Source organism: Paracoccus sp. 08, assembly GCF_024105395.1.
GTDB classification, from domain to species: domain Bacteria; phylum Pseudomonadota; class Alphaproteobacteria; order Rhodobacterales; family Rhodobacteraceae; genus Paracoccus; species Paracoccus marcusii.
In genome coordinates this window covers 21,678-43,118 of record NZ_WEKR01000066.1, presented here as the reverse complement: position 1 = coordinate 43,118, position 21,441 = coordinate 21,678, and the positions used below count along the sequence as shown (strand labels likewise).

Sequence of the window (21,441 nt, the reverse complement as noted above, 5' to 3'; positions counted from 1 at the left end):
TGCCTATTGCATGCGCCGGGCGGCCAGGTCGCGACGGTCGCGGCGTCTCTGGCCCGCCTGGCGGACCAGCGTCACAGAATAGATGACCAGCGCCGCCCAGATCATCGGGAACGCGATCAGGCGGGCCCCGTCGAAGGGTTCGCCGAACAGCACCACCGCGCACAGAAAGATCATCGTCGGCGCGATGTATTGCAGGATGCCGATGGTCGACAGGCGGATCAGCTTGGCCCCGTTGGCATAGAACAGCAGCGGGATCGCCGTGACCGGCCCGCATCCCAGCAGCAACAGCGCCTGGCTCCAGCCGGCGCCAGTGAAATGCGACTGGCCCTGCAGCGCCTGCCAGATCAGGAAGCCCGCCGCCAGCGGGGTCAGTAGAAGCACCTCAAGCGTGAAGCCCTGGTTGGGGCCAAGCGGCAGGCTTTTCTTGCAATAGGCATAGAGGCCCCAGGACAGCGTCAGGCCGATCGCCACCACCGGCAGGCTGCCCGCCTGCACGGTCAGCACGATCACCGCGGTGGCCGCCAGCGCGATGGCCGCGACCTGCCCCCGCGTCAGCCGTTCCCCCAGCAGCGTCGCGCCCAGAAACACGCTGAACAGCGGGTTGATGTAATAGCCAAGCGCCGCGTCAAGCGCGTGATCGTTCGAGATCGCCCAGACATAGATCAGCCAGTTGACCGAGATCAGAACCGCCGTCAGCGCCGCCATCGCCAGCAGGCGCGGTTGGCGCAGGGCCTGGCCGACCTCGGCCGCGCGGCCCTGCCACAACAGGACGGCCGCCGCGATGGGCAGCGACCAGACGATGCGATGGGCGATGATCTCGGCCGCGGGCAGATGCGCCAGCGCCTTCATGTAGATCGGCAGAAACCCCCACAGCCCATAGGCCGCGACGGCATAGGCAAGGCCCTTGGGCGAATCGGTTTGCGGGGTGCTGCTCATGGCGTGATGCATATTCTGCAAACAGCGACCCCGCCAGAGGTCAGAACAGCCCGTCGCGATCCAGCAGCGTGGTGCCGTCGCGCGATTCGATCTCGATCACCCACAGGTCGCGGTCGCGGGACCGCTGGCGGGCGATGGCAGCGTCGATGTCACGCTCGGTGCCCCTGTCGGTCGCGACCCAGGGACGGGTGTCGCTGTCCATGTCCCATTCGCGCATCCACAGTGCGGCGGTGCCGTCCAGATGGGCGCATTTCACCGCGATCGCCCCCGCCGTGTCGTCGCCGCGCGCCAGCACATAGGCGGGGATGGTGGCCTGCGCCAGGCGGGCCAGATAGGCCGCGACCCACAGGGACGCGGCCAGGCGGGCCTCAGCCATCGCCGTCGCGGAAGTTCAGGCCGATCTCGTCATAGCGTTCGGCCTCGTTCTCCCAGTTCTCGCGGACGCGGACCTGCAGGAACAGATGGACGCGGCGGCCCATGAACTCCTCCAGCTCGACGCGGGCGGCCTGGCCCACGGCCTTGATCGTCTCTCCGCCGCGGCCCAGGACGATGCCCTTGTGGCCCTGGCGGGCGACATAGACGACCTGTTCGACGCGGGCGCTGCCGTCGTCCTTCTCCTCCCAGGCCTCGGTCTCCACCGTCAGCTGATAGGGGATCTCCTCGTGCAGGCGAAGGGTCAGCTTCTCGCGGGTGATCTCGGCGGCGATCATGCGCATGGGCAGGTCGGCGATCTGATCCTCGGGGTACAGCCACGGGCTTTCGGGCAGGCTGCGGGCCAGCCAGCCGCGCAGCTGCTGACAGCCATGGCCGCGCATGGCCGAGATCATGAACGTCTCGGTGAAGGGGTAGGCCTCGTTCAGCTGCTGAGATAAGGCCAGCAGGGTCTCGGCCTTGACGCGGTCGATCTTGTTGATGATCAGCGCGACGGGCGTCCCCTTGCCCAGGTCGACCAGCTGATCCAGGATCGCCTGCGTGCCGTCGGTCAGGCCGCGATGCGCCTCGACCAGGACCAGCACGATGTCGGCGTCCGACGCCCCGCCCCAGGCCGCGGCGACCATGCTGCGGTCCAGCCGGCGGCGCGGGCGGAAGATACCCGGCGTGTCGACAAAGACGATCTGCGCGGGGCCGTGCATGGCGATGCCGCGGATGCGTGCGCGGGTCGTCTGGACCTTGTGGGTCACGATGCTGACCTTGGCGCCGACCATCTGGTTCAGCAGCGTGGACTTGCCCGCATTGGGCTCTCCGATCAGGGCGACGAAGCCCGCGCGGGTGGGCCCGTCGGGTTGCGCCGCAGGCGGCTGATCTGGGGCGATGTCGTCGTCGGTCATGTCAGTCCTTCCAGCCGGTCCAGCAGCGATTGCGCGGCGGCCTGTTCGATGCTGCGCTTGGTGCCCGTGCCGCGGGCCTGCGCGTCGCGGCCGTCTTCCAGCCGCACGGTGATCAGGAAGACCGGCGCATGGTCGGGGCCGCTGCGTTCGGTCTGTTCATAGACGGGGGGCGGCATGCCCTGGGCCTGGGCCCATTCCTGCAGGGCGGTCTTGGCGTCGCGGCTGTCGGCATCGACCCGCGCCAGGCGCGGCGCCCAATGGCGCAGCACGACCTGACGGGCCGCATCGAAGCCCGCATCCAGATAGACGGCGGCCAGCACGGCCTCCATCGCATCGGCCAGAAGGGCGTCCTTGCGACGCCCGCCCGACAGCATCTCGGACCGACCCAGCTTCAGCACGTCGCCCAGGGACAGCTCGCGGGCCACCGCGGCGCAGGTCTCTCCGCGCACCAGCGCGTTGTAGCGCGGGGCAAGCTGGCCCTCGCTGGCGGCGGTGTCTGCGGTGAACAGCGCCTCGGCCATGACCAGACCCAGGACGCGGTCGCCCAGGAACTCCAGCCGCTGGTTGTCGGGCCGCGTGACGCTGGCGATCGAGCCATGCGTCAGCGCGCGGATCAGCAGTTCGGGCCGCGCGAACTCATGCCCCAGACGGGCCATGAAGGCCCGGATGTCGGCGGAGGGCGTCAATTCACCGCCTTGAAGAAGCGGTCGGACCGCCACGTCCAGAAATACAGCAGCGACCGCCCCGCGGACGAGAACATGATGCGGTCGGCGCGGCCGATCAGGTATTCGGCCGGCACGAAGCCCAGGCCGCCGATCTCGGCCGGGAAACGGCTGTCTTCGGAATTGTCGCGGTTGTCGCCCATGAAGAAGTACTGTCCTTCGGGGACGGTGAAGGTCGGCGTGTCGTCGGCCACCCAGCCATCGACGATGTTCAAGATGTCATGGGTGTTGCCGCCCGGAAGCGTCTCGGTCATGCGTTCGCTGATGCAGTCGCCGCCCTCGGGCACGGGGTCGTTCACGCAGCGCGGGATCAGGCCCTGCGGCCCCTGCTGTTCCTTGACCTCGATGAACTCTCCGGCGGGGGTGACCTGGACCGGCTCTCCGTTCAGCCACAGGCGGCCGCCGCGCATCTGCACGGTGTCGCCCGGCAGGCCGATCACGCGCTTGATGAAATCGACGTTGCGGGTCGGGTGGCGGAACACGGCAACGTCGCCGCGCGCCGGTTCGCGTTCCAGGATGCGGCCGCTGATCGGGCACATCGAGAACGGGCAGCTGTGCGCGGAATAGCCATAGGCCATCTTGTTCACGAACAGGAAATCACCGATCAGCAGCGTGTCCTTCATGCTGCCCGACGGGATCCAGAAGGGCTGGAAGAACAGCGTGCGGAAGATGCCCGCGATCACCAGCGCCCAGAAGATCGTCTTGATCGTCTCCCAGATGCCGTCCTTTTTCTCGGGCGCTGCCGTTGCCATTCCGCGTGGTCCTCTTATCCCTCGGGCCGGGGGCCCTGCGTCGCGTGTTCATGGGCCGGGCACAGGGTCAAAGTCAAGCAGGCGCAGGGCCGGGACGCGCCTCGATCACCACGAAGGCCTGCGCCCAGGGGTGGTCGTCGGTCAGCGTGACATGCACGACCGCGTGATGATCGGCGGGCGTCATCGCCGCCAGCCGGTCCGCGGCCCATCCGGTCAGCGCCATGACCGGCTGGCCCGACCGCAGGTTCGTCACCGCCATGTCGCGCCAGCTGATGCCCATGGCAAGACCCGTGCCAAGCGCCTTGGAGCAGGCCTCCTTGGCGGCCCACCGCTTGGCCAGGGTGCCGGCCTCGTCGGCGCGGCGGGCAGCCTTGGCCAGTTCGGTCGGCGTGAAGACCCGGTTGCGGAACCTGTCGCCAAAGCGGTCCAGCGTCCCCTGGATGCGGTCGATGTTCGCCAGGTCCGTGCCGATGCCAAGGATCATGCCGTACGTCCCGACGGGTCTTTGGACAGGACAGGGATCACGCCCGCGCCGCGTCCATGCGCGCGCGCATCTCGCGGATCGCGCCCTCCAGCCCAAGGAACACCGATTCCGAGATCAGGAAATGCCCGATGTTCAGTTCGGCCACCTGGGGAATGGCCGCGATGGGACCGACTGTGTCAAAGGTCAGCCCGTGGCCCGCATGGACCTCCAGCCCCAGGTCATGGGCCAGCGCGGCACCCTCGCGCAGGGCGGCCAGTTCGGCGTCGCGCTCGGCGTGGCGGCCTTCGGTGTCCAGATCGCAATAGGCGCCGGTGTGCAGTTCGACCACCGCCGCGCCGATCCGGGCGGCGGCGCGGATCTGGGCAGGTTCGTGACCGATGAACAGCGACACCCGACAACCGGCCTCGCGCAGCGGCGCGATGTATCCGGCCAGCGCATTGTCGTTGCCCGCGACGTCCAGACCGCCCTCGGTCGTACGCTCCTCGCGCTTTTCGGGGACGATGCAGACGGCATGTGGACGATGGCGCAGGGCGATGGCCTGCATCTCCATCGTGGCGGCCATCTCGAAGTTCAGGGGCTGGGTCAGGTTGGCCATCAGCGCGTCGATGTCGGCGTCGCTGATATGGCGGCGATCCTCGCGCAGATGGGCGGTGATGCCGTCCGCGCCCGCGGCCTGGGCGATCAGCGCGGCCCGCAGCGGGTCGGGCCAGGGCGTGCCCCGCGCGTTGCGGATGGTGGCGACGTGGTCGATGTTGACGCCAAGGCGCAGCATGGGTTCCTCCGGGATCGGGTCGGGCGCAGTCTAGCCGCGTGCCGGGGCGGATGCCAGTTCGGTCGCCACCGCCCACCAGCCGTTGCGCGCAAGGGCCGCAGCCGCGCGCTCCGCGGCGCCGGGGTCGGCAAAGATGCCGAAGCAGGTGGCCCCCGATCCCGACATCCGCGCCAGCCCCGCGCCCTGCCCTTCCAGCGCCCGCAGCACGTCGGCGATGACCGGCGCCGCGGTGATCGCGGGCGGCTGCAGATCGTTCCGGGTGATGCCCAGCCAGCCCAGCAGCGCATCGACATCGGCAAAGGCGGGAATGGGCGGCAGAGGCGGATTGTCGCGCGACCGCAGGCCCGCGAAGATCGCCGGGGTGGGCACGCCGATGCCGGGATTGACCAGCACCAGGTGCAGCGGCGGCAGGGCGGGCAGCGGGGTCAGCACCTCTCCGACGCCCTGCATGCGCGCGGGCGTCGAGGCCAGGCAGACCGGCACGTCGGCGCCAAGCCGTTCGGTCCCATCGGGCAGCGGATGGCCCATCCGCGCCAGCCCGCGCAGCACCGCCGCCGCATCGGCGGACCCTCCCCCGATGCCCGAGGCGACGGGCAGCGCCTTGTTCAGCCGGATCGCGGCCTGTCCCCCGACCAGACGCGCGGCGCGCAGACACAGATTCTCGTCGGTTGACAGACCCGCCGCGAAGGGGCCGTCGATGCTCAGGGACAGCGGGCCGGGGGTCAGGGCGATGCTGTCGCCGACCGCCGCAAAGCAGACCAGCGAATCCAGCAGGTGATAGCCGTCGGGCCGCCGACCTGTCACGTGCAGCGCCAGGTTCAGCTTGGCGGGGGCCGCCTCGATGATCATTCGGCCGCGTCGGCCTCGGTCTGCGGGGCCTGGGTGGGGTGGCTGGCGACGGGGCCGTCCTCCTCGTCCATCACCGCGTTCAGGCCGCGATCCAGCTTGGCGCGGATGCGGTCGGCATCGACCTCTCCGCTTTCGCCGGGCTCCAGCGACAGGGCGCGCTGCCACTGGATCTGCGCCTCGCGGTGGCGGCCGACCATCCAGTAGATGTCGCCCAGGTGGTCGTTGACCAGCGGATCGGCGGCCATCGTGGCGATGGACTGCTCCATCGGGGCCACGGCCTCCTGATAGCGGCCAAGCCGGAAATAGGCCCATGCCAGGCTGTCCAGAATATAGCCGTCGCCGGGCGACAGCTCGACCGCGCGCTTGATCATGTCCAGCGCCCGGTCCAGGTTCTGGTTCCGGTCGATCCAGGAATAACCCAAATAGTTTAGCAGGCTGGCCTGATCGGGGCGGATCTCCAACGCGGCCAGCAGGTCAGCCTCGGCGCGGTCGAACTGGCCCGCACGCTCCAGCGAGATGCCGCGCGCGTAAAGCGCGAACCACCGCGCCTCGGGCGGGGCGTCGGCCAGAAGGTCCAGCGCCCGGTCATAGCTTGGGATCGCCTCGGCGTATTTCTCCTGCTGGCGGGTCACGTCGCCAAGCGCGATCCAGGACTGTGCCAAGCCCGGATAGGCCGCGGTCAGCGCCAGGGCCGCACGCTCCGCCTCGGCGGGACGCTGGGCGCGCGACAGGGCGTCGATGCGCGACAGCTCGGCCTGGGGGCGCATCTCGCCCATGCGGCGGACGGCGTCGAACTCGGCCTCGGCCAGGTCGAACTGCTGGCGGTCCTGCAGCAGCTGTGCGGTGGTCAGCCGGGCCTCGGGGTTCTGGGGCGCGATCCAGGACGCCAGCCGCGCATGGATCAGCGCCAGCGGTTCCGGGTCCGGGCTGCTGGACAGGGCCGAGGCAAAGGACAGCAGCAGATGCGCGATTCCGTCCGCCGGGCCGCCCACCACGTCGAAGGGCACCGGCTGCCCCTGTTCCAGGCGCTGGCGCAGGGCCAGCAACTGCGGCTCGGCCTCCAGCCCGTCGATCTGGGACAGCAGCGCCAGCGCCTCGTCGCCGCGATCCAGCTGCGACAGGATCTGGACGCGGGCGGTCAAGCCCATCAGGTGGCCACTGGCCTCGGACTGCACGATCAGGCGGTCGGCGGCCTCATAGTCGCCCGCCAACGCCCGGGCCAGCGCCAGGTGATAGTTCACGATGGGGGCCAGGTCCGCATTCGCGGCCATCGCCTCGAACGCCGCTATGGCGTCGGTGGCGCGTCCCGCACCCAGCAGCGCCCAGGCACGGATGGTGCCGTCCATCAGGTCCTGGTCCAGCGGGACGTCCGGCGCATGGGTCGCGTCGATCAGGTCGACCACGCCCTGCCAGTCCTCGGCCCGGACCAACTGCGCGCGGCGCAGAAGGCCGGCCAGTTCCGTCGGACGATCCTCGTCGAACAGCCGTTCGGCCATGGCCACCGCCTGATCGACATCGCCCGCCGATGCCAGCGCGACTAGCGCGCTGTCCTGCAGATAGACGTCCTGCGGATCCTGCGCCGAAGCCATGACGAAATAGCGCGCCGCCGCGCGAAAGTCGTTCTCGACGGTCGCCATGCGGGCGGCAAGATAGGGGCCGGCCAGGCCGCTGATCTGCGCGGGCTGCTGCGTCGGCTTCGGTTCGGGCGGGCCGTCCTGCGCCAGAGCCGGCAGGGCGGTTCCCGTCGTCAGCGCAGCCAGCACGGCAAGACGCAGCAGGGCAGCAAGGGGGCGGGTCTGGGTCAAGGGCGGCACTTCCGGAAATCACATTTGCGTTGCCCGCAAGCCTAGCGGCCGGGGCCAAGGCAGGCAACGCCCCTGCCCCAAGGTTTCATCACATGTTCGAGTAATCACGCATGTTTTGGATGTAATCACGCATGTTTTGGATTTTGACAGGGTCCCTTGAGGCATATCGCCGGTTGCCGTTGAAAACGACAGGATACGCTGTTTGTAGCGCACGGCGGCAAGGGATACCCGCCCGGATCAGTTTGCAATTGTTAGTCGACGTACCGTCACGCTTGCCGAAAACTGAGGCATCGGCAGCAATCCGTGAAAATCAAACCATGTAACGGCATGATTTCGCCGCTTTTGTCCCGGATGTCACCTCTGCCTAGGCGTTTTGCCAAAGTGCATGGTACGATCAGTTAACCAAGATCGAAACGGTCATCTGCTCGCATCCTGGTTTCTGAATGAAACGCTGTGGCCACCTGTACTTGCAGGGGGTCGGCTATCGAATGGAGGGGTCGGATGATCGCAGCCAATCTTGCCTTTGCCCTAGCCGTGGCCATCGGCGTCATGATGCTGTTCCTAGTTAACGGGTTCGCATATTGGGAATGCCTCACGGCCTATGCACTCTGCGGAGGATTCTCGGTGCTGGCATTTGCCTGGGCATCGGCATCGCGGACGCCCGTCCGCACAGACCAGAGGTCATGACGGACGGGCACGTTGCCTGACTGGTAACCTGTGACACAAGGGAACGACCGGCGACGGGACGGACCTTATCTCTGACAATCGATACGCACGTCTTAGACTTGTGCATATGGCGCAATACGTCAATCAAATATAAGGTTGAATATAAATTAATAATTCACGCTTAAGTTGTTAATAAAAGTTTTGATATTGCCATAGTCGTCGTGTGCAATCGCTTTCTGAAAACTTTTTAGAATTTTGATAAAATAGCAAGCGCATCAACATTTTACGCCTTACACGACGGTACACTCCCCACTCTACGCCTCAGTTATCGCCTAGATTAGATTTGCGAACCGAAGCCGCACAGGGGCAGCACGCAGAGCAGTGTGTCTCCTATTGGATCTTCCGATCTCTTTTAACAGGGCCATTGATACAGCTTGCCGACAGAATATCGCGTTGTTCTGGCAGATCCGACGCCGTTCCTTAGCTTGCGTTTGTCCCACATGGGACACAGCACAAACCGCGCAGCGCAAAATCGCGTTAAAGTTGCATTAGGGTGTCCGGGTCATACTGAACCTTCGGCTTCCTGATCGGACCGCGTGCTGCCCCGCCCGTCTCGGCCGCCGCCGTCCCTGCGACCATCTGAGGTGAGCATGACGACGACCCCGACCGCCCCTGCCCTTGATCTGTACGAGATCGGCGAACAGCACGACAATGACAGCTGGCTGATCTCGGACTGGGCGGCCGGGCAATCAAGCATCATGCAGTGGTCGGACGACAATGTCCGCGTCGGCGCGGATGGTGCCATCGAACTGGTCCTGGGCCGGTCCCCATCCGGATCGCCCCGTCCCTATCAGGGCGGCGAGATTCAGGGCGCCCAGATCGCCGCCACCGGAACATGGGGATGGACCGTGCAGGCCCCCGACATGCAACCGGGCGCGGTATTCGGACTGTTCACCTACAAGGCGGACTGGCAGCATCAGCCCTGGGTCGAATTCGATTTCGAGTTCGTGGGGGGCGACACCACGCAGGTCCAGCTGGCCATCCACATGGAGGACGCTGCCGGAAACCACGTCACGCTGAATGACGCCGGCCAGCGGCGCGCGGTGATCGACCTGGGCTTTGACGCGGCGGAAGGTTTTCACACCTACGAAGTCACCGTGACCGACCGTTCCGCCGTCTTCTATGTCGATGGGCGTATCGTGGCGCAATTCAGCGCCGCGGACATGCCCGGCGGCATCTGGAACATTGGCCCCATGTCCAGCTATGTCGATCTGTGGGCGGTGGCGCCGGGGCAGGAAGAATGGGCCGGCCGATGGACCGATCCCGGAGAGCCCTTGGTCGCCCGCATTGCCGGGGCAGAGATCAGGCCCGGCGAATACGGCAGTAGCGTTCCCCCCGGCCCCGTGGTCGGCGGGCCGGGTCCGACCCCCGATCCGGTCCCCGGCTTTCCGCTGTTCCCCGCCGATGCCCCTCCGGACAGCATCATTGGCAGCGCGGGCGGCGATCGCCTGCGCGGGACCGCGGCAAGTGACACGATGTTCGGGCTGTCGGGCAATGATGTCATCGACGGCATGGCGGGCGCCGACAGGATGTACGGCATGGCCGGCGACGACGTCTATCACGTCGACAACGCGGGTGACCGGGTGGTCGAAACGGCGAATGGCGGTCGGGACGTGGTGCATGCCGGCGTGTCCCACGCGCTGTCCGCCCATGTCGAGCATCTGGTGATGACCGGCACGGGGCGGGTGACCGGTGTCGGCAACGATCTGGCCAACCGCATGACCGGCAATCGGGCCGATACCATCCTGCGCGGCGCGGGTGGCGCGGACACGATCGCCGGGGGCGGCGGGGCCGACAGCCTTTTCGGCGGGAACGGAAACGACGTCCTGCATGGCGGGGTCGGCGACGACATGCTTTGGGGCGGGGCGGGCAACGACACGATCGATGGTGGCGCGGGAACGGACTGGGTCTCGTTCATGGGTCAGGCGCGGGCCGCGCGGATCGATCTGGCCATGACGGGCGCGCAGGCCACGGGGCACGGGGCCTACGTCATCCGCAATGTCGAGAACATTCACGGCGGGATGGGAAACGACATCCTGCTGGGCGATGCGCGTGCGAACGCGATCCGCGGCGGGTTCGGTGCGGACATCCTTCACGGCAGGCAGGGCGATGATCGCCTGGACGGTGGGGCCGGAAACGACAGCCTGAACGGCGGTGCGGGACGCGATCAGCTGTGGGGCGGCGCGGGGGCCGATGTCTTCGTCTTCGGTCACCGTGCCGGGCGCGATGCGGTCATGGATTTTCAGGACGACATCGACACGATCCGCATGGTCGACTTCGGGATCGCCAGCTTGGCGCAGGCGCGGGACCATGCCGCGCAGATCGGCGCGAACGTCGTCTTCGATCTTGGGGACGGTGACGTGCTGACGGTGCGCAACATGACGATCGACGGGCTGGGCAACGACCTGATCTTCGTCTGACCGGGATTGGCCCGTAACGCCCGGCCCACGCGGGGCCAGGCGTTACGGGCGACGGCATGCGCCCATCAGGCCGGGTCGGCAATGACCTCCTGGCGCTGCTGGCCCAGCCCCTTGATGCCCAGCTCGACGACGTCGCCCGCCCGCAGGAAGCGCTGCGGCCGCATCCCCATCCCGACGCCCGGAGGCGTTCCGGTGGAAATCACGTCGCCCGGATGCAGCGTCATGAACTGGCTGAGGTAATGGATCAGGAACGGCACCCGATAGACCATCGTCGCCGTCGACCCGTCCTGCATCGTCTCACCGTTCACGCTCAGCCACATCGCCAGATCCTGGGGATCGGCGATCTCGTCCGGGGTGACCAACCAGGGGCCGATCTGGCCGAAATTGTCGCAGGACTTGCCCTTGGTCCACTGGCCCGCGCGTTCGGTCTGGAACGCCCGTTCGGACACGTCGTTTGTCACGGCAAAGCCCGCGACATGGGACATGGCGTCGGCTTCGTCGACATATTTGGCAGGCTTGCCGATGATGACGGCCAGTTCGACCTCCCAGTCGGTCTTTTCACTGCCGCGCGGGATGATGATCGGATCGTTCGGACCGCAGATCGCGCTGGTGGCCTTCATGAAGATCACCGGTTCGGGCGGGACCTGCATGCCGGATTCGGCGGCATGGTCGGCATAGTTCAGGCCGATGCAGATGAACTTGCCGGTGCCCGCGACGGGCGGGCCCAGACGCGGATCGCCCTGGACCAGCGGCAGCGTCGCCGGATCAAGGCGCGCCAGGCCGGCCAGTGCATCGGGATGCAGCGCCTGTCCGGACAGGTCCGACACATGCGCCGACAGGTCACGGATCTGGCCGTCCGCGTCGATCAGGCCGGGTTTCTTGGCGCCCGCGGCACCAAAGCGAACAAGTTTCATGTCGTCTTCCTTGGGTCAGAGTGTCCAGCCGCCGTCGATGCAGACGGCTTGGCCCGTGGTATAGGTCGCGCCCGCCAGATACACGGCCAGATCGGCGATTTCCGCCGCATCGGCGATGCGCCCCATGGGCTGGCGTGCGACGAAGGCCGCACGGGCCGCCACGGCATCGCCCGTCGCGGCAAGGCGGTCGTCCAGGGACGGCGACTGCACCGTGCCGGGGCAGATCGCGTTGCATCGGATGCCGTGGCCCACATGATCGGCGGCGACCGACTTGGTCAGACCCAGGACGGCGGCCTTGGTGGTGGAATAGGCAAAGCGGTTGGGCACCCCCTTGATGGACGATGCGACCGAGGACATGTTGATGATCGCCCCCCGCCCCCGATCGACCATCCCCGGCAGGACCGCCCGGATCGTGCGCATCATCGATCGCACGTTCAGGTCGAACGCGAATTCCAGGTCGGCCTCGGATGCCTCCAGGATGCCCCCCGCATGCACGACCCCGGCGCAGTTGAACAGCACGTCCACCGGTCCCAGATCGGCAAAGAACGCGGCCACGGCGGCGCCGTCCAGCACGTCCAGGCGCGCGGTGCGGCACCCGTCCAGCGTCGAGAGCCCGTCCATGTTGATGTCGGTGGCGATCACCTCGGCGCCCGCCGCGGCAAAGGCCAGCGCGCTGGCGCGGCCGATCCCCTGGGCCGCCGCGGTGATCACGACGCGCTGTCCGGTCATGGGGGTTGGTGTCATTCGCTGTCCTTTCACTTACATCACCGCGCCGATCTGCCAGGGCACGAACTCGACCGCGCCGAACCCCTGCGCCTCGCTTTTCGTCGGGGCACCGGAGGCGACGGCCAGCATCAGGTCGAAGATCTCGTGCCCCTTCTCCTGCAGGGTGGCCCCGGAGAGGATCGCACCGCAATCGACATCCATGTCCGGCTCCATCCGGCGCCACAGGTCGGGGTTCGACGCGATCTTGATGCAGGGCACCGGGCGATAGCCCGACACGCTGCCCCGCCCGGTGGTGAAGGCGATCAGGTTGGCCCCCGATGCGACCTGCCCCGTCACCGAACAGGGGTCATAGCCGGGGCTGTCCATGAAGACGAAGCCCGGCCGGTCGATGGGTTCGCCATAGCGATAGACCGCCGACAGCGGGGCGCTGCCCCCCTTGGCCACGGCGCCCAGGCTCTTTTCCAGGATCGTGGTCAGGCCGCCGCGCTTGTTGCCGGGCGAGGGATTGTTGTCCATCTCTCCGAAATTGCGGGCGGTGTAATCCTCCCACCATTCGATCAGGTCGATCAGCTTGCGGCCGGTCTCGGGATCGGCGCGCCGGGTCAGCAGATGTTCTGCGCCATAGATCTCGGAGGTTTCAGACAGGATCGAGATGCCCCCCTGCGCCACCAGCAGATCAGAGGCGATCCCCAGGGCCGGGTTGGCCGTGATCCCCGAATAGCCGTCCGACCCCCCGCATTGCATGCCCATCACCAGCGCGGATGCCGGGGCGGTCCGGCGCGTGGCACGGTCGGCCTCGGCGGCCAGTTCGCGCAGGATCGCCACGCCCTTGTCGACGGTGGCCCGCGTGCCGCCTGTCTGCTGGATGGTCATATAGCGGAACCGGGCGCTGTCCTTCAGCGCGCGCCGGTCGATCAGGTCGGGGATCTGCATGACCTCGCAGCCCAGGCCCACCATCAGGATGGCGCCGAAATTGGGGTTGTGGCCATAGCCCGCGATGGTGCGGAACAGCGTCTCGTACCCCTCGCCCTTGCCGGACATGCCGCAGCCGGTGCCGTGCACGATGGGCACGATGCCGTCCACGTTGGGATAATCGGCCAGCCAGCCCTGACGCTCTGCCTCCTCGGCGATGAAGCGGGCGACCGATCCCGCGCAATTGACCGAGGTCAGGATGCCCACATAATTGCGCGTGCCCACCCGCCCCGACGGCCGATGAAACCCCTGGAAGGACGCCGGCGCATCGGGGGCGGGCAGCGCACCCGATGCGCTGCCAAATCCGTGATCCTGCTTGTGCGCCCCCATGCCAAGGTTCTGGACATGGACATGCGCCCCCGCCGCGATGGGCCGGGTGGCGATGCCGATGACCTGACCGTATTTCAGGACCGGTTCGCCGGGCGCGATGGGGCGGATGGCGACCTTGTGGCCCGCGGGGATCGCCTCTGTCGCGGCGCATCCGGCATCAAGCGGCGCGCCGGGGGCCAGGGCGATCAGGGCGACCATGATGTTGTCGCGGTCATGCAGGCGGATGGCGGTCGGCGGGGCTTGCGTCACGGGGTCACCAGGATCTTGACGATGTCGTCGCGTTCATCGACCAGCGCGGCAAAACGGTCGGGCAGATCGGCCAGCGGAACGACCTCGGACAGCAGCGCATCGGTGGGGATCAGCCCGTCGCGAATGGCCGCGATGACCCGGTCGAAATCGGGGGCCTGCGCGTTGCGGCTGCCGATGATGCGGGCCTCGCGCTTGTGGAACTCGGCATCCGAAAAGCGGATGTCGCCCTTGACCACGCTGACCAGCACCGTGCTGCCGCCATGGGCCACGAGGGGAAAACCCGCCTCGATGGCCGGCGCGCTGCCGGTCGCGTCGAAGACGACATCGAAGCCCTGCGCCAACTCGCCGGTCAGGATGTCGTCGCCCGGACGGTGCAGCAGGTCGAACCCGCACAGCCGCCGCGCCAGCGCCAGCCGCCGGTCGCTAAGATCCATCAGATGCACCTGGGCCCCGGCCAGTCGCGCGAACAGCGCGGTGCCAAGCCCGATCGGCCCCGCCCCCGTCACCAGCGCCAGATCGCCCGGCCCCACGCCCGAACGCGCGACGGCGTGGGCGCCGATGGCCAGGAACTCGACCATCGCAGCCTGATGCACGCTCAGCCCGTCGGCGGGGTACAGGTTGCCCGCCGGAACCGCGACCCGCGCGCACATGCCGCCGTCGCGATGCACGCCCAGCACCGCGATCGCGGCGCAGCAGTTGGGCTTGCCGCACAGGCAGGCACGGCAGGCCCCGCAGGACAGATAGGGGTTCACCACGACCAGGCGCCCGGCATCCGGTCCGCTGGCCACATGCCCGGACAGCTCGTGCCCGATCACGCGGGGATAATCCAGATAGGGATGCTTGCCCTCGAAGATGTGGTAATCCGTGCCGCAGATGCCGATGGCGGCGATGTCGACAAGCACCCAGCCCTCGGGGGCATGGGTCGGCAAGGGCCGCGTCTCGATGCGAAACCGGCCGGGTTCGACGCAGACGCCGCATGCCATCGTGGTGGCGGATGCGTCCTTCATTGCACCGGCTCCGGCCTGCGGGCGGACCAGTCGGACGGCAGCTCTCCCTTGACGATCAGGCTGAGGACGTCGTCCTTGCTGACATCGCCGATGGCATGGGCGCCCACGACGCGGCCCTTGTTCATCACCACGACCCGGTCGCACAGGTCGAACACGTCATGGATGTCGTGGCTGACCAGGAATATCCCGATCCCGTCGGCCTGCAGCTTGCGGATCAGGTCTGCCACCATCGCCGTCTCGGACGGGCCCAGGGCGGCGGTGGGTTCGTCCATGATCAGCACGCGGGTGTCGAAATAGATCGCACGCGCGATCGCGATCACCTGGCGCTGGCCGCCCGACAGACTGGACACGGGGTCGCGCAGGTTGCGGAAGTTGGGGTTCAGCCGGGCCAGCACCTCGCGCGCAGCGCGCAGCATGGCGGCGTCGTCCAGGTTGCCGAACCGGGTCTTCAGCTCCCGCCCCAGGAACAGGTTGCTGGGCGCGTCCAGATGATCGGCCAGGGCCAGCGTCTGATAGATCGTCTCGATCCCCTTGGCGCGGGCGTCGTTGGGTTCGGCAAAGCGGACCGCCGCGCCGTTCACGCGGATCTCTCCGCTGCTGGGGATCATGGCGCCCGACAGGATGCGCATCAGGCAGGACTTGCCCGCGCCGTTATGCCCCAGAAGGCCCACCACCTCGCCCGGATAGAGGCTGACCGAGACATGATCGACGGCCCGGACGCCGCCGAAATGCTTTTCGATGTCGATCATCTGGACCAGCGGCTGGTCTGACATGGGAATGCCCCTTGCAACGTGTCGGTGATCGGGGACCGCGCGGGCGGTCCCCGGCAGCATCAGTAGAGGACGTTCCTGGCCTCGTCAGACTCGATGTTGGCCTTGTCGACCATCACCACGCCGGTGTTGATGAACGGCTCGACCGTCTCTCCGGCCAGGATGTCCATCACGGTCTGCACGCCCATCTCGCCCATGGCGAACGATCCCTGCACCGCCGTCGCCGTCAGCACGCCGTCGCGCACGAACTGCTGCAGGTCCTCGTTGCCGTCAAAGCCCAGGGCGGTCAGCTGGCCCGCCTTGCCCGCCTGCTCGATCGCGCGCCCCATGCCGACGGCCGTGGGTTCGTTCGCACCGAAGATGCCGACCAGGTCCGGGTTCGACGCCAGCATGTCGGTGGTCTGGTTCAGCGCGTTGGCCATCTGGCTTTGCGAATAGAGCGGACCCACGATCTCCAGGTCGGAATTCTCCTGCAGGTAGGTGGTGAAGCAGCCGACGCGCCCGATCTCGGACCCGACGCCCGCGACATAGGACATGATCCCCACCTTGCCGGTCGTGCCGGCCTCGTCGATCATGCGCTTGGCCACCTGCTCTCCGGCCGCGCAGTTGTCGGTCGACAGGAAGGCCTGGAACGCGCCTTCTGCGCCCTCGCCCAGGGCGCTGTCGATGATCACGACCGGGATGCCGGATTCGTAGGCGCGCTGCACCACGGGGATCAGCGCCTCGGGGTCGGACGGGGCCAGGACCAGCCCGGCCACGCCGCGGTTGATGGCGTTCTCGACCAGGCTGACCTGATCGGCCACCGCGCTTTCCGCGGCCGGACCGTCAAAGCTCAGCGTATGCTCGGACTGGCCCTCGATCGCGGCTTGGGCGCCCAGGTTCACGTTCTGCCAGAAGTTCGAGTTGGTCGTCTTGACGATGACCGCGATCTCTCCGGCCTGGGCGCCGGCGGCGGTCAGGGCAAGGGCGGATACGGCCAGGCATGTCTTCAGCAGTGTCATCTTGGTTCCTCCTCCGATGATGATGATGCGGGCCTAGCGGCGGTTGCGGACCTGATCGATCCAGACCGCGCCGATGACCACGAAGCCGATGACGATCTGCTGGATGAAGGCGGACACGCCCGACATGTTCAGACCGTTTCGCAGAATGCCGATGATGAACGCACCGATCATCGTGCCCGCGACGGTGCCCACGCCCCCCGACAGGGACGCGCCGCCGATCACCGCCGCCGCGATGGCATCCAGTTCGTACATCACCCCCTCGCTTGGCTGGGCGGTGACCAGGCGCGACATCAGCACGTTGCCCGCCAGCCCCGCCAGCGCGCCCGACATCGTGTGGGCGTACATCTTGGTCCAGTCGACATTCACGCCGGACAGGCGCGCGGCCTCCTCGTTCGACCCGGTGGCATAGATGTGGCGTCCGATCTGGCGGCGGCGCAGCAGATAGGTCGCGGCCACCGCCACGACCAGCAGCAGGATGGCCGGATAGGGGATGCCCGGAAAGATCACGCGCGGAAAGCCGTTCGGCTGCATCTCGACCACGCGGAACAGCGCGCCGTTGCCAAGCTGCCCGAAGCCCGCGCCCAGCTGCGAAATCGGCGTGGCCCCGGTCAGCTGCAGCGCCACGCCGCGCGCGATCAGCATCATGCCAAGCGTCGCCACGAAGGGCGGGATCCGCAGCCGGGTGATGACAAGGCCGTTGAACGCCCCGCAGGCGGCCCCGGCCAGGACGCCTGCGCACATCGCGGGCACCACCGGCAGGCCGGCCTTGACCGCCATCGCCGATACCACGCCCGACAGCGCCAGCACCGAGCCGACCGAAAGGTCGATCCCGCCGGTGATGATGACCATGGTCAGCCCGATCCCCAGCAGCCCGATGACCGATGTTTGCAACAGCACCGTCAGCCCGTTGTTGACCGACAGGAACGCCGGGCTGGCCATCGCAAAGCCGATGATCAGCAGGACCAGCGTCAGCAGGGCCGATGCGCGGTGCAGCTGGTCGCGGGCGATGGTCAGCCGACGCGCCTTGCCGTCGGCCCAGGGCTTGCTTGCGTCCGCCATCGTTCCTCCCCGACCGATTTCGTCCTGATGTCGGCAAAGCATGTGCAGGCACCTTGCACCTGTCAATTGTTTTTAATAATTTAGGACAAGAACCGCCTGACCCGAGGAAACCCCATCATGGCCCGCAGCGACACTCGCTATCGCGAGGCGTACAACCGCCTTCTGGACCACTGCGCGACTCTGATCCCGGGGGCCGACCTGCCCGCCGAGGCCGCGCTGAGCGAGATCGCCGGGGTCAGCCGCACCGTCGTCCGCCGCTGCCTGGCGCGGCTGGCAGAGCTGGGGGTGATCGCGCTGGACGGGCGGGCCAAGCGGGTGCTGCGCATGCCGGACCAGGACGACCGGATCGCCGTGATCCGCGCCGCCGACGGCCTGCAGGCGCTGGAGCAGCGGTTCCTGGACTGGATCCTGCGGTTCGACGTGCCTGCCGAAACGCCGCTGTCGGTGGCCGAGCTGGCGCGGACCTTCGGCGTCACCCAGCATCAGCTGAACGAGTTCCTGGCCGGGCTCAGCCGGTTCGGTCTGGTCGCACGCAGGCCCAAGGGCGGCTGGATGCTGCGCGGCTTCACCAAGGAATTCGCGGTCGAGCTGTCGGACTTTCGACTGGTCCTGGAACTGGACGCGATCGCCAAGCTGGTCGAGGCGCCGGTCGATCACCCCGTCTGGCCACGGCTGGCCACGCTGCGCGTCCAGCACCTGGCCCTGGCGGACCAGATCGACACGCATTTCCACGAGTTCTCCAAGCTGGACGAGGCGTTCCACGAGGCCATCAACGCCGTCGTCCGAAACCGCTTCGTGGCCGAGTTCCAGAAGGTCATCTCGCTGATCTTCCACTATCACTACATGTGGGACAAGACGCAGGAAAAGCAGCGCAACGGCGCCGCGATCCAGGAGCATCTGGCGATCATCGACGCGCTGGAGGCCCGCGACGCCGGCCGCGCGCTGGATGCCGCGCGCCAGCACCTGCGCACGTCGAAATCGACGCTGCTGTCATCCCTGCGCCATCACGACCTGGGCTAGCGCAGGGCGTCCAGGTTGCGGCGCAAGGTCGTAGGATTGGCCGTGCCCAGCAGCACCGCCGCCGCCGCGGGATGGTCGCGCGCGAAATGCAACGCCGCGGTCGCAAGCGGCATCCCCTGCGCGGCGGCCTGATCCTGCAGGGCAGCCACGCGGTCCAGCACCTGCTGCGGGGCGGGGCCGTAGTCATAGGTCGCGCCGGCCACGGGCCCGGTCGCCAGGATGCCGGAGTTGAAGATCCCGCCCAGCACCAGACTGGTCCCGGCCTTGCGACAGCGCGGCACCAAAGCGTCCTCGGCCGAACGGTCCAGCAGGGTCAGCCGCCCCGCCAGCAGGATTACGTCCAGGGGCCCGTGATCCATCACCCGCTGGCAGATCTGGATTTCGTTGACGCCAAGACCGAATGCGCCGATGCGGCCGGCCTCCTTCAGCCGGACCAGCCGTTCATACCCGGACCCCAGGAACGCCTGCAGATGCCGGTCGTTGTCGGTGCCATGGGTATAGGTGCCCAGATCGTGGACATAGACGATGTCGACCCGCGCGACGCCAAGCCGGTCTAGGCTCTGCTCCAGACTTTCCTCGATCCCGTCACCGGAATAATCGTAATGCACGTCGTTCTGCGCGGGGCGGACATAGCTGTCGGCCTCGGGGATCGGCGCGGCGGCAGGGGTCAGGACGCGCCCGACCTTGGTCGACAGAACGGCCCCGGTCCTGCCCGTCAGGAACCGCCCCAACCGCTGTTCGGACAGGCCGCGCCCGTAATGGGGCGCCGTGTCAAAATAGCGGATCCCCGCATCCCATGCCGCCTGCAGAACCTGCTGCGCGTCCTCCTCCGCGACCTCGCGATACAGGTTGCCGATGCTGGCACAGCCGAACGCGATGCGGGTGATCTCCACCCCCGTCCGGCCGATCCTGATGGTCTTCATGCCGCCTCCTGTCCTCTCGGGTCGGGCGTTGACACGCCACGACCGCCTCCATACGGTTTATTATGATTAGAGACACAACCCGGCAAGGACATTCCCGTGATCATCGACGCCCATCAGCATTTCTGGCGGATCGCCCGGGGCGATTACGGCTGGATGACCGATCAGGTCGCGCCCATCCGGCGGGACATCCTGCCCGCGAACCTGGAACCCCTGGCGCGGGCGGCTGGGGTCACCGGCACGGTGCTGGTCCAGGCCGCCCCCACGCTGGACGAGACGCGGTTCCTGCTGAGACTGGCCGACCGGTCGCCGCTGATCCGCGGCGTCGTCGGGTGGATCGACCTGACCGGTGACGTGGCCGCCCAGCTGTCGCGAATCGCCCACCCTGCGCTGCGCGGCATCCGCCCGATGCTGCAGGATATCGACGACACCCGGTGGATCCTGCAGGACGGCGTGATCGACGCCCTGCGGCACGTCGCAGGGGCCGGGCTGCGGCTGGACGCGCTGATCACGCCCCGCCATCTGTCGGTCATCGAGGAATTGGCCGGGCGGGTGCCGTCCCTGCCCATCGTGATCGATCACTGCTCCAAGCCCGTCTTTGACGGCACGGACCCCGGACCGGACTGGCGCCGGGGCATCGACGCCCTGGCCGCCCACCCGCAGGTGGTCTGCAAGCTGTCGGGGCTGGCCAACGAATTCGGGCCCGGCTGGTCCGCAGACACCCTGCGCCCGGTCTTCGACCATGTTCTGCAGGCCTTCGGCCCCGAACGGCTGATGTGGGGCAGCGACTGGCCAGTTCTGGAGCTTGCGGGCACCTATGCCGACTGGCTGCAGGTCGCGCAGACCCTGTGCGCGGACCTGTCCGATGCCGATCGCGCGCAGGTCTTTGGGCAGACGGCCATCCGCTTCTATGACCTTAACGCGAAGGAACAGCGCCCATGAAACGCATGGCCCATGTCATCGGGATCGATCCGGACCGGATCGACGAATATACCCGCCTGCATGCCGATGTCTAGCCCGCGGTGCTGGACCGGCTGTCGCGGTCGCATATCACCAACTATTCGATCTTCCTGCGCCGGCCAGAGAACCTGCTGTTCAGCTATTGGGAATATCGCGGCACCGATTTCGCGGCCGATGATGCGGCCATTGCCGCCGATCCGGTGACGCGCGACTGGTGGGCGCTGTGCGGCCCGATGCAGCGCCCGCTGGACACGCGAGCCCCTGGTGAGTGGTGGGCGGGCCTGACCGAGGTGTTCCATTCGGACTAGGCCGCGCCTGCCGGGTCACCCGTCGATCAGACCGACAAGGATCTCCTTGATCTGCCGGGTGCAGGCCTCCTCGTCCCCATCCTGGGCCAGGGTGCGGGCTTCGCCCAGGCGGGCACGCGCCTCGATCAGCTCCTCGCCACCGTCCCCGGCCTCGTCGGCCTCCTCGACCGCCGCGGCGGCGTCGTCCTGATAGGGGACGGGTTCCTCTGCCGTCTCCTCGGTCACGGCCTGGGCCTCGCGGGCGCCCGCGACCCCCTGCCCGCCCGTCGAGGCCGAGATGGCCAGCCGCGACGCATCGTCCAGCGCCTCTTCGAGGAAGGTGATCCGGTCGGCGCAATCCGCCAGCGCCGGACCGGCCAGGACAGCAAGGCCGCCGGCCAGAAGCATCTGTTTCAGGGTCATGGACATGTC

General features: G+C 67.7%; 22 protein-coding genes. 4 read left to right on the top strand and 18 right to left on the bottom strand.

All coding sequences use genetic code 11. From position 1 onward, the window contains the following. Nucleotides 1-3 precede the first annotated feature (3 nt). The 9 genes from rarD to GBO37_RS16515 all read right to left on the bottom strand — a co-directional run bounded on the left by rarD (nucleotide 4) and on the right by GBO37_RS16515 (nucleotide 7,648). Nucleotides 4-936, bottom strand: coding sequence for an EamA family transporter RarD (rarD, locus tag GBO37_RS16555; RefSeq protein ID WP_148911859.1), 933 nt, complete (start codon nucleotides 934-936; stop codon nucleotides 4-6). A gap of 40 nt (nucleotides 937-976) precedes the next feature. After that, a complete protein-coding gene (locus GBO37_RS16550) occupies nucleotides 977-1,312 on the bottom strand; it encodes a DUF1491 family protein (protein ID WP_046000797.1) in 336 nt (111 codons plus the stop codon). Beyond that, entirely contained in the window at nucleotides 1,305-2,264 is a 960-nt protein-coding gene (gene era, locus GBO37_RS16545; RefSeq protein WP_045981023.1) for a GTPase Era, read from the bottom strand. Before era ends, GBO37_RS16550 begins: the two co-directional genes overlap by 8 nt. Then, nucleotides 2,261-2,950 (bottom strand): ribonuclease III, encoded by a 690-nt coding sequence (gene rnc, locus GBO37_RS16540; RefSeq protein ID WP_127897782.1) that lies wholly within the window; start codon nucleotides 2,948-2,950, stop codon nucleotides 2,261-2,263. The genes era and rnc overlap by 4 nt, the downstream gene beginning before the upstream one ends. Next, nucleotides 2,947-3,738: a signal peptidase I gene (gene lepB, locus GBO37_RS16535; protein WP_045981024.1), complete on the bottom strand. Its 792-nt coding sequence runs from the start codon at nucleotides 3,736-3,738 to the stop codon at nucleotides 2,947-2,949. Before lepB ends, rnc begins: the two co-directional genes overlap by 4 nt. A gap of 73 nt (nucleotides 3,739-3,811) precedes the next feature. Beyond that, nucleotides 3,812-4,222, bottom strand: a complete 411-nt coding sequence (gene acpS / locus GBO37_RS16530; protein ID WP_045981025.1) for a holo-ACP synthase — start codon at nucleotides 4,220-4,222, stop codon at nucleotides 3,812-3,814. 37 nt (nucleotides 4,223-4,259) lie between these two features. Further along, on the bottom strand, nucleotides 4,260-4,994 hold the full coding sequence (locus GBO37_RS16525; RefSeq protein WP_045981026.1) for a pyridoxine 5'-phosphate synthase: 735 nt from the start codon (nucleotides 4,992-4,994) through the stop codon (nucleotides 4,260-4,262). Nucleotides 4,995-5,024: 30 nt separating this feature from the next. Then, nucleotides 5,025-5,843 carry a 4-(cytidine 5'-diphospho)-2-C-methyl-D-erythritol kinase gene (locus GBO37_RS16520; protein ID WP_252930057.1) on the bottom strand — a complete coding sequence of 273 codons (819 nt, stop codon included), beginning with the start codon at nucleotides 5,841-5,843 and terminating at the stop codon, nucleotides 5,025-5,027. Continuing rightward, nucleotides 5,840-7,648 (bottom strand): tetratricopeptide repeat protein, encoded by a 1,809-nt coding sequence (locus GBO37_RS16515; RefSeq protein ID WP_252930056.1) that lies wholly within the window; start codon nucleotides 7,646-7,648, stop codon nucleotides 5,840-5,842. The genes GBO37_RS16520 and GBO37_RS16515 overlap by 4 nt, the downstream gene beginning before the upstream one ends. A gap of 1,316 nt (nucleotides 7,649-8,964) precedes the next feature. Here GBO37_RS16515 and GBO37_RS16510 point away from each other — a divergent pair. Beyond that, nucleotides 8,965-10,794, top strand: a complete 1,830-nt coding sequence (locus GBO37_RS16510) for a family 16 glycosylhydrolase (protein ID WP_252930055.1) — start codon at nucleotides 8,965-8,967, stop codon at nucleotides 10,792-10,794. A 65-nt stretch (nucleotides 10,795-10,859) separates the two neighbouring features. On the opposite strand, the gene GBO37_RS16505 is transcribed toward GBO37_RS16510, so the two are convergent. From GBO37_RS16505 to GBO37_RS16475, 7 genes are read right to left on the bottom strand one after another with little or no spacing between them, the layout of a single operon-like run. Continuing rightward, nucleotides 10,860-11,708 (bottom strand): fumarylacetoacetate hydrolase family protein, encoded by an 849-nt coding sequence (locus GBO37_RS16505; protein ID WP_252930054.1) that lies wholly within the window; start codon nucleotides 11,706-11,708, stop codon nucleotides 10,860-10,862. Between the two features lie 15 nt (nucleotides 11,709-11,723). Continuing rightward, complete coding sequence (locus tag GBO37_RS16500; RefSeq protein ID WP_198143162.1) at nucleotides 11,724-12,437, bottom strand: SDR family oxidoreductase; 714 nt, start codon at nucleotides 12,435-12,437, stop codon at nucleotides 11,724-11,726. 30 nt (nucleotides 12,438-12,467) lie between these two features. Beyond that, nucleotides 12,468-13,934, bottom strand: coding sequence for a UxaA family hydrolase (locus GBO37_RS16495; protein WP_252930072.1), 1,467 nt, complete (start codon nucleotides 13,932-13,934; stop codon nucleotides 12,468-12,470). A 47-nt stretch (nucleotides 13,935-13,981) separates the two neighbouring features. After that, the gene (locus GBO37_RS16490) at nucleotides 13,982-14,992 is read right to left on the bottom strand and encodes a zinc-binding alcohol dehydrogenase family protein (protein ID WP_252930053.1); all 1,011 of its coding nucleotides are present in this window, start codon (nucleotides 14,990-14,992) and stop codon (nucleotides 13,982-13,984) included. Further along, nucleotides 14,989-15,765, bottom strand: coding sequence for an ATP-binding cassette domain-containing protein (locus GBO37_RS16485; RefSeq protein WP_252930052.1), 777 nt, complete (start codon nucleotides 15,763-15,765; stop codon nucleotides 14,989-14,991). Before GBO37_RS16485 ends, GBO37_RS16490 begins: the two co-directional genes overlap by 4 nt. A gap of 59 nt (nucleotides 15,766-15,824) precedes the next feature. After that, nucleotides 15,825-16,763 carry an ABC transporter substrate-binding protein gene (locus tag GBO37_RS16480; RefSeq protein ID WP_148911868.1) on the bottom strand — a complete coding sequence of 313 codons (939 nt, stop codon included), beginning with the start codon at nucleotides 16,761-16,763 and terminating at the stop codon, nucleotides 15,825-15,827. A gap of 33 nt (nucleotides 16,764-16,796) precedes the next feature. Beyond that, on the bottom strand, nucleotides 16,797-17,822 hold the full coding sequence (locus GBO37_RS16475; RefSeq protein ID WP_252930051.1) for an ABC transporter permease: 1,026 nt from the start codon (nucleotides 17,820-17,822) through the stop codon (nucleotides 16,797-16,799). 117 nt (nucleotides 17,823-17,939) lie between these two features. On the opposite strand from GBO37_RS16475, the gene GBO37_RS16470 reads away from it, so the two are divergent. Next, complete coding sequence (locus GBO37_RS16470; protein ID WP_252930050.1) at nucleotides 17,940-18,842, top strand: GntR family transcriptional regulator; 903 nt, start codon at nucleotides 17,940-17,942, stop codon at nucleotides 18,840-18,842. Here the strand turns inward: GBO37_RS16470 and GBO37_RS16465 are convergent. Continuing rightward, complete coding sequence (locus GBO37_RS16465; RefSeq protein ID WP_252930049.1) at nucleotides 18,839-19,765, bottom strand: aldo/keto reductase; 927 nt, start codon at nucleotides 19,763-19,765, stop codon at nucleotides 18,839-18,841. The two genes, GBO37_RS16470 and GBO37_RS16465, sit on opposite strands and share 4 nt — an antisense overlap. Nucleotides 19,766-19,861: 96 nt before the next feature. Between GBO37_RS16465 and GBO37_RS16460 the strand changes: the two genes are divergently transcribed. Beyond that, complete coding sequence (locus tag GBO37_RS16460; RefSeq protein ID WP_252930048.1) at nucleotides 19,862-20,704, top strand: amidohydrolase family protein; 843 nt, start codon at nucleotides 19,862-19,864, stop codon at nucleotides 20,702-20,704. A gap of 80 nt (nucleotides 20,705-20,784) precedes the next feature. Then, nucleotides 20,785-21,030: an L-rhamnose mutarotase gene (locus tag GBO37_RS16455; RefSeq protein WP_252930047.1), complete on the top strand. Its 246-nt coding sequence runs from the start codon at nucleotides 20,785-20,787 to the stop codon at nucleotides 21,028-21,030. Between the two features lie 15 nt (nucleotides 21,031-21,045). Here the strand turns inward: GBO37_RS16455 and GBO37_RS16450 are convergent, their stop codons facing one another. Next, a complete protein-coding gene (locus GBO37_RS16450) occupies nucleotides 21,046-21,432 on the bottom strand; it encodes a hypothetical protein (RefSeq protein ID WP_127897771.1) in 387 nt (128 codons plus the stop codon). Between the last annotated feature and the right edge of the window lie 9 nt (nucleotides 21,433-21,441).

Bases quoted from the DNA above. Each gene is read 5' to 3' on its own strand.
- rarD (WP_148911859.1), bottom strand. From the start codon at position 936: ATGAGCAGCACCCCGCAAACCGATTCGCCCAAGGGCCTTGCCTATGCC.
- GBO37_RS16550 (WP_046000797.1), bottom strand. From the start codon at position 1,312: ATGGCTGAGGCCCGCCTGGCCGCGTCCCTGTGGGTCGCGGCCTATCTG.
- era (WP_045981023.1), bottom strand. From the start codon at position 2,264: ATGACCGACGACGACATCGCCCCAGATCAGCCGCCTGCGGCGCAACCC.
- lepB (WP_045981024.1), bottom strand. From the start codon at position 3,738: ATGGCAACGGCAGCGCCCGAGAAAAAGGACGGCATCTGGGAGACGATC.
- acpS (WP_045981025.1), bottom strand. From the start codon at position 4,222: ATGATCCTTGGCATCGGCACGGACCTGGCGAACATCGACCGCATCCAG.
- GBO37_RS16525 (WP_045981026.1), bottom strand. From the start codon at position 4,994: ATGCTGCGCCTTGGCGTCAACATCGACCACGTCGCCACCATCCGCAAC.
- GBO37_RS16520 (WP_252930057.1), bottom strand. From the start codon at position 5,843: ATGATCATCGAGGCGGCCCCCGCCAAGCTGAACCTGGCGCTGCACGTG.
- GBO37_RS16510 (WP_252930055.1), top strand. From the start codon at position 8,965: ATGACGACGACCCCGACCGCCCCTGCCCTTGATCTGTACGAGATCGGC.
- GBO37_RS16505 (WP_252930054.1), bottom strand. From the start codon at position 11,708: ATGAAACTTGTTCGCTTTGGTGCCGCGGGCGCCAAGAAACCCGGCCTG.
- GBO37_RS16500 (WP_198143162.1), bottom strand. From the start codon at position 12,437: ATGACCGGACAGCGCGTCGTGATCACCGCGGCGGCCCAGGGGATCGGC.
- GBO37_RS16495 (WP_252930072.1), bottom strand. From the start codon at position 13,934: ATGGTCGCCCTGATCGCCCTGGCCCCCGGCGCGCCGCTTGATGCCGGA.
- GBO37_RS16490 (WP_252930053.1), bottom strand. From the start codon at position 14,992: ATGAAGGACGCATCCGCCACCACGATGGCATGCGGCGTCTGCGTCGAA.
- GBO37_RS16485 (WP_252930052.1), bottom strand. From the start codon at position 15,765: ATGTCAGACCAGCCGCTGGTCCAGATGATCGACATCGAAAAGCATTTC.
- GBO37_RS16480 (WP_148911868.1), bottom strand. From the start codon at position 16,763: ATGACACTGCTGAAGACATGCCTGGCCGTATCCGCCCTTGCCCTGACC.
- GBO37_RS16475 (WP_252930051.1), bottom strand. From the start codon at position 17,822: ATGGCGGACGCAAGCAAGCCCTGGGCCGACGGCAAGGCGCGTCGGCTG.
- GBO37_RS16470 (WP_252930050.1), top strand. From the start codon at position 17,940: ATGGCCCGCAGCGACACTCGCTATCGCGAGGCGTACAACCGCCTTCTG.
- GBO37_RS16465 (WP_252930049.1), bottom strand. From the start codon at position 19,765: ATGAAGACCATCAGGATCGGCCGGACGGGGGTGGAGATCACCCGCATC.
- GBO37_RS16450 (WP_127897771.1), bottom strand. From the start codon at position 21,432: ATGACCCTGAAACAGATGCTTCTGGCCGGCGGCCTTGCTGTCCTGGCC.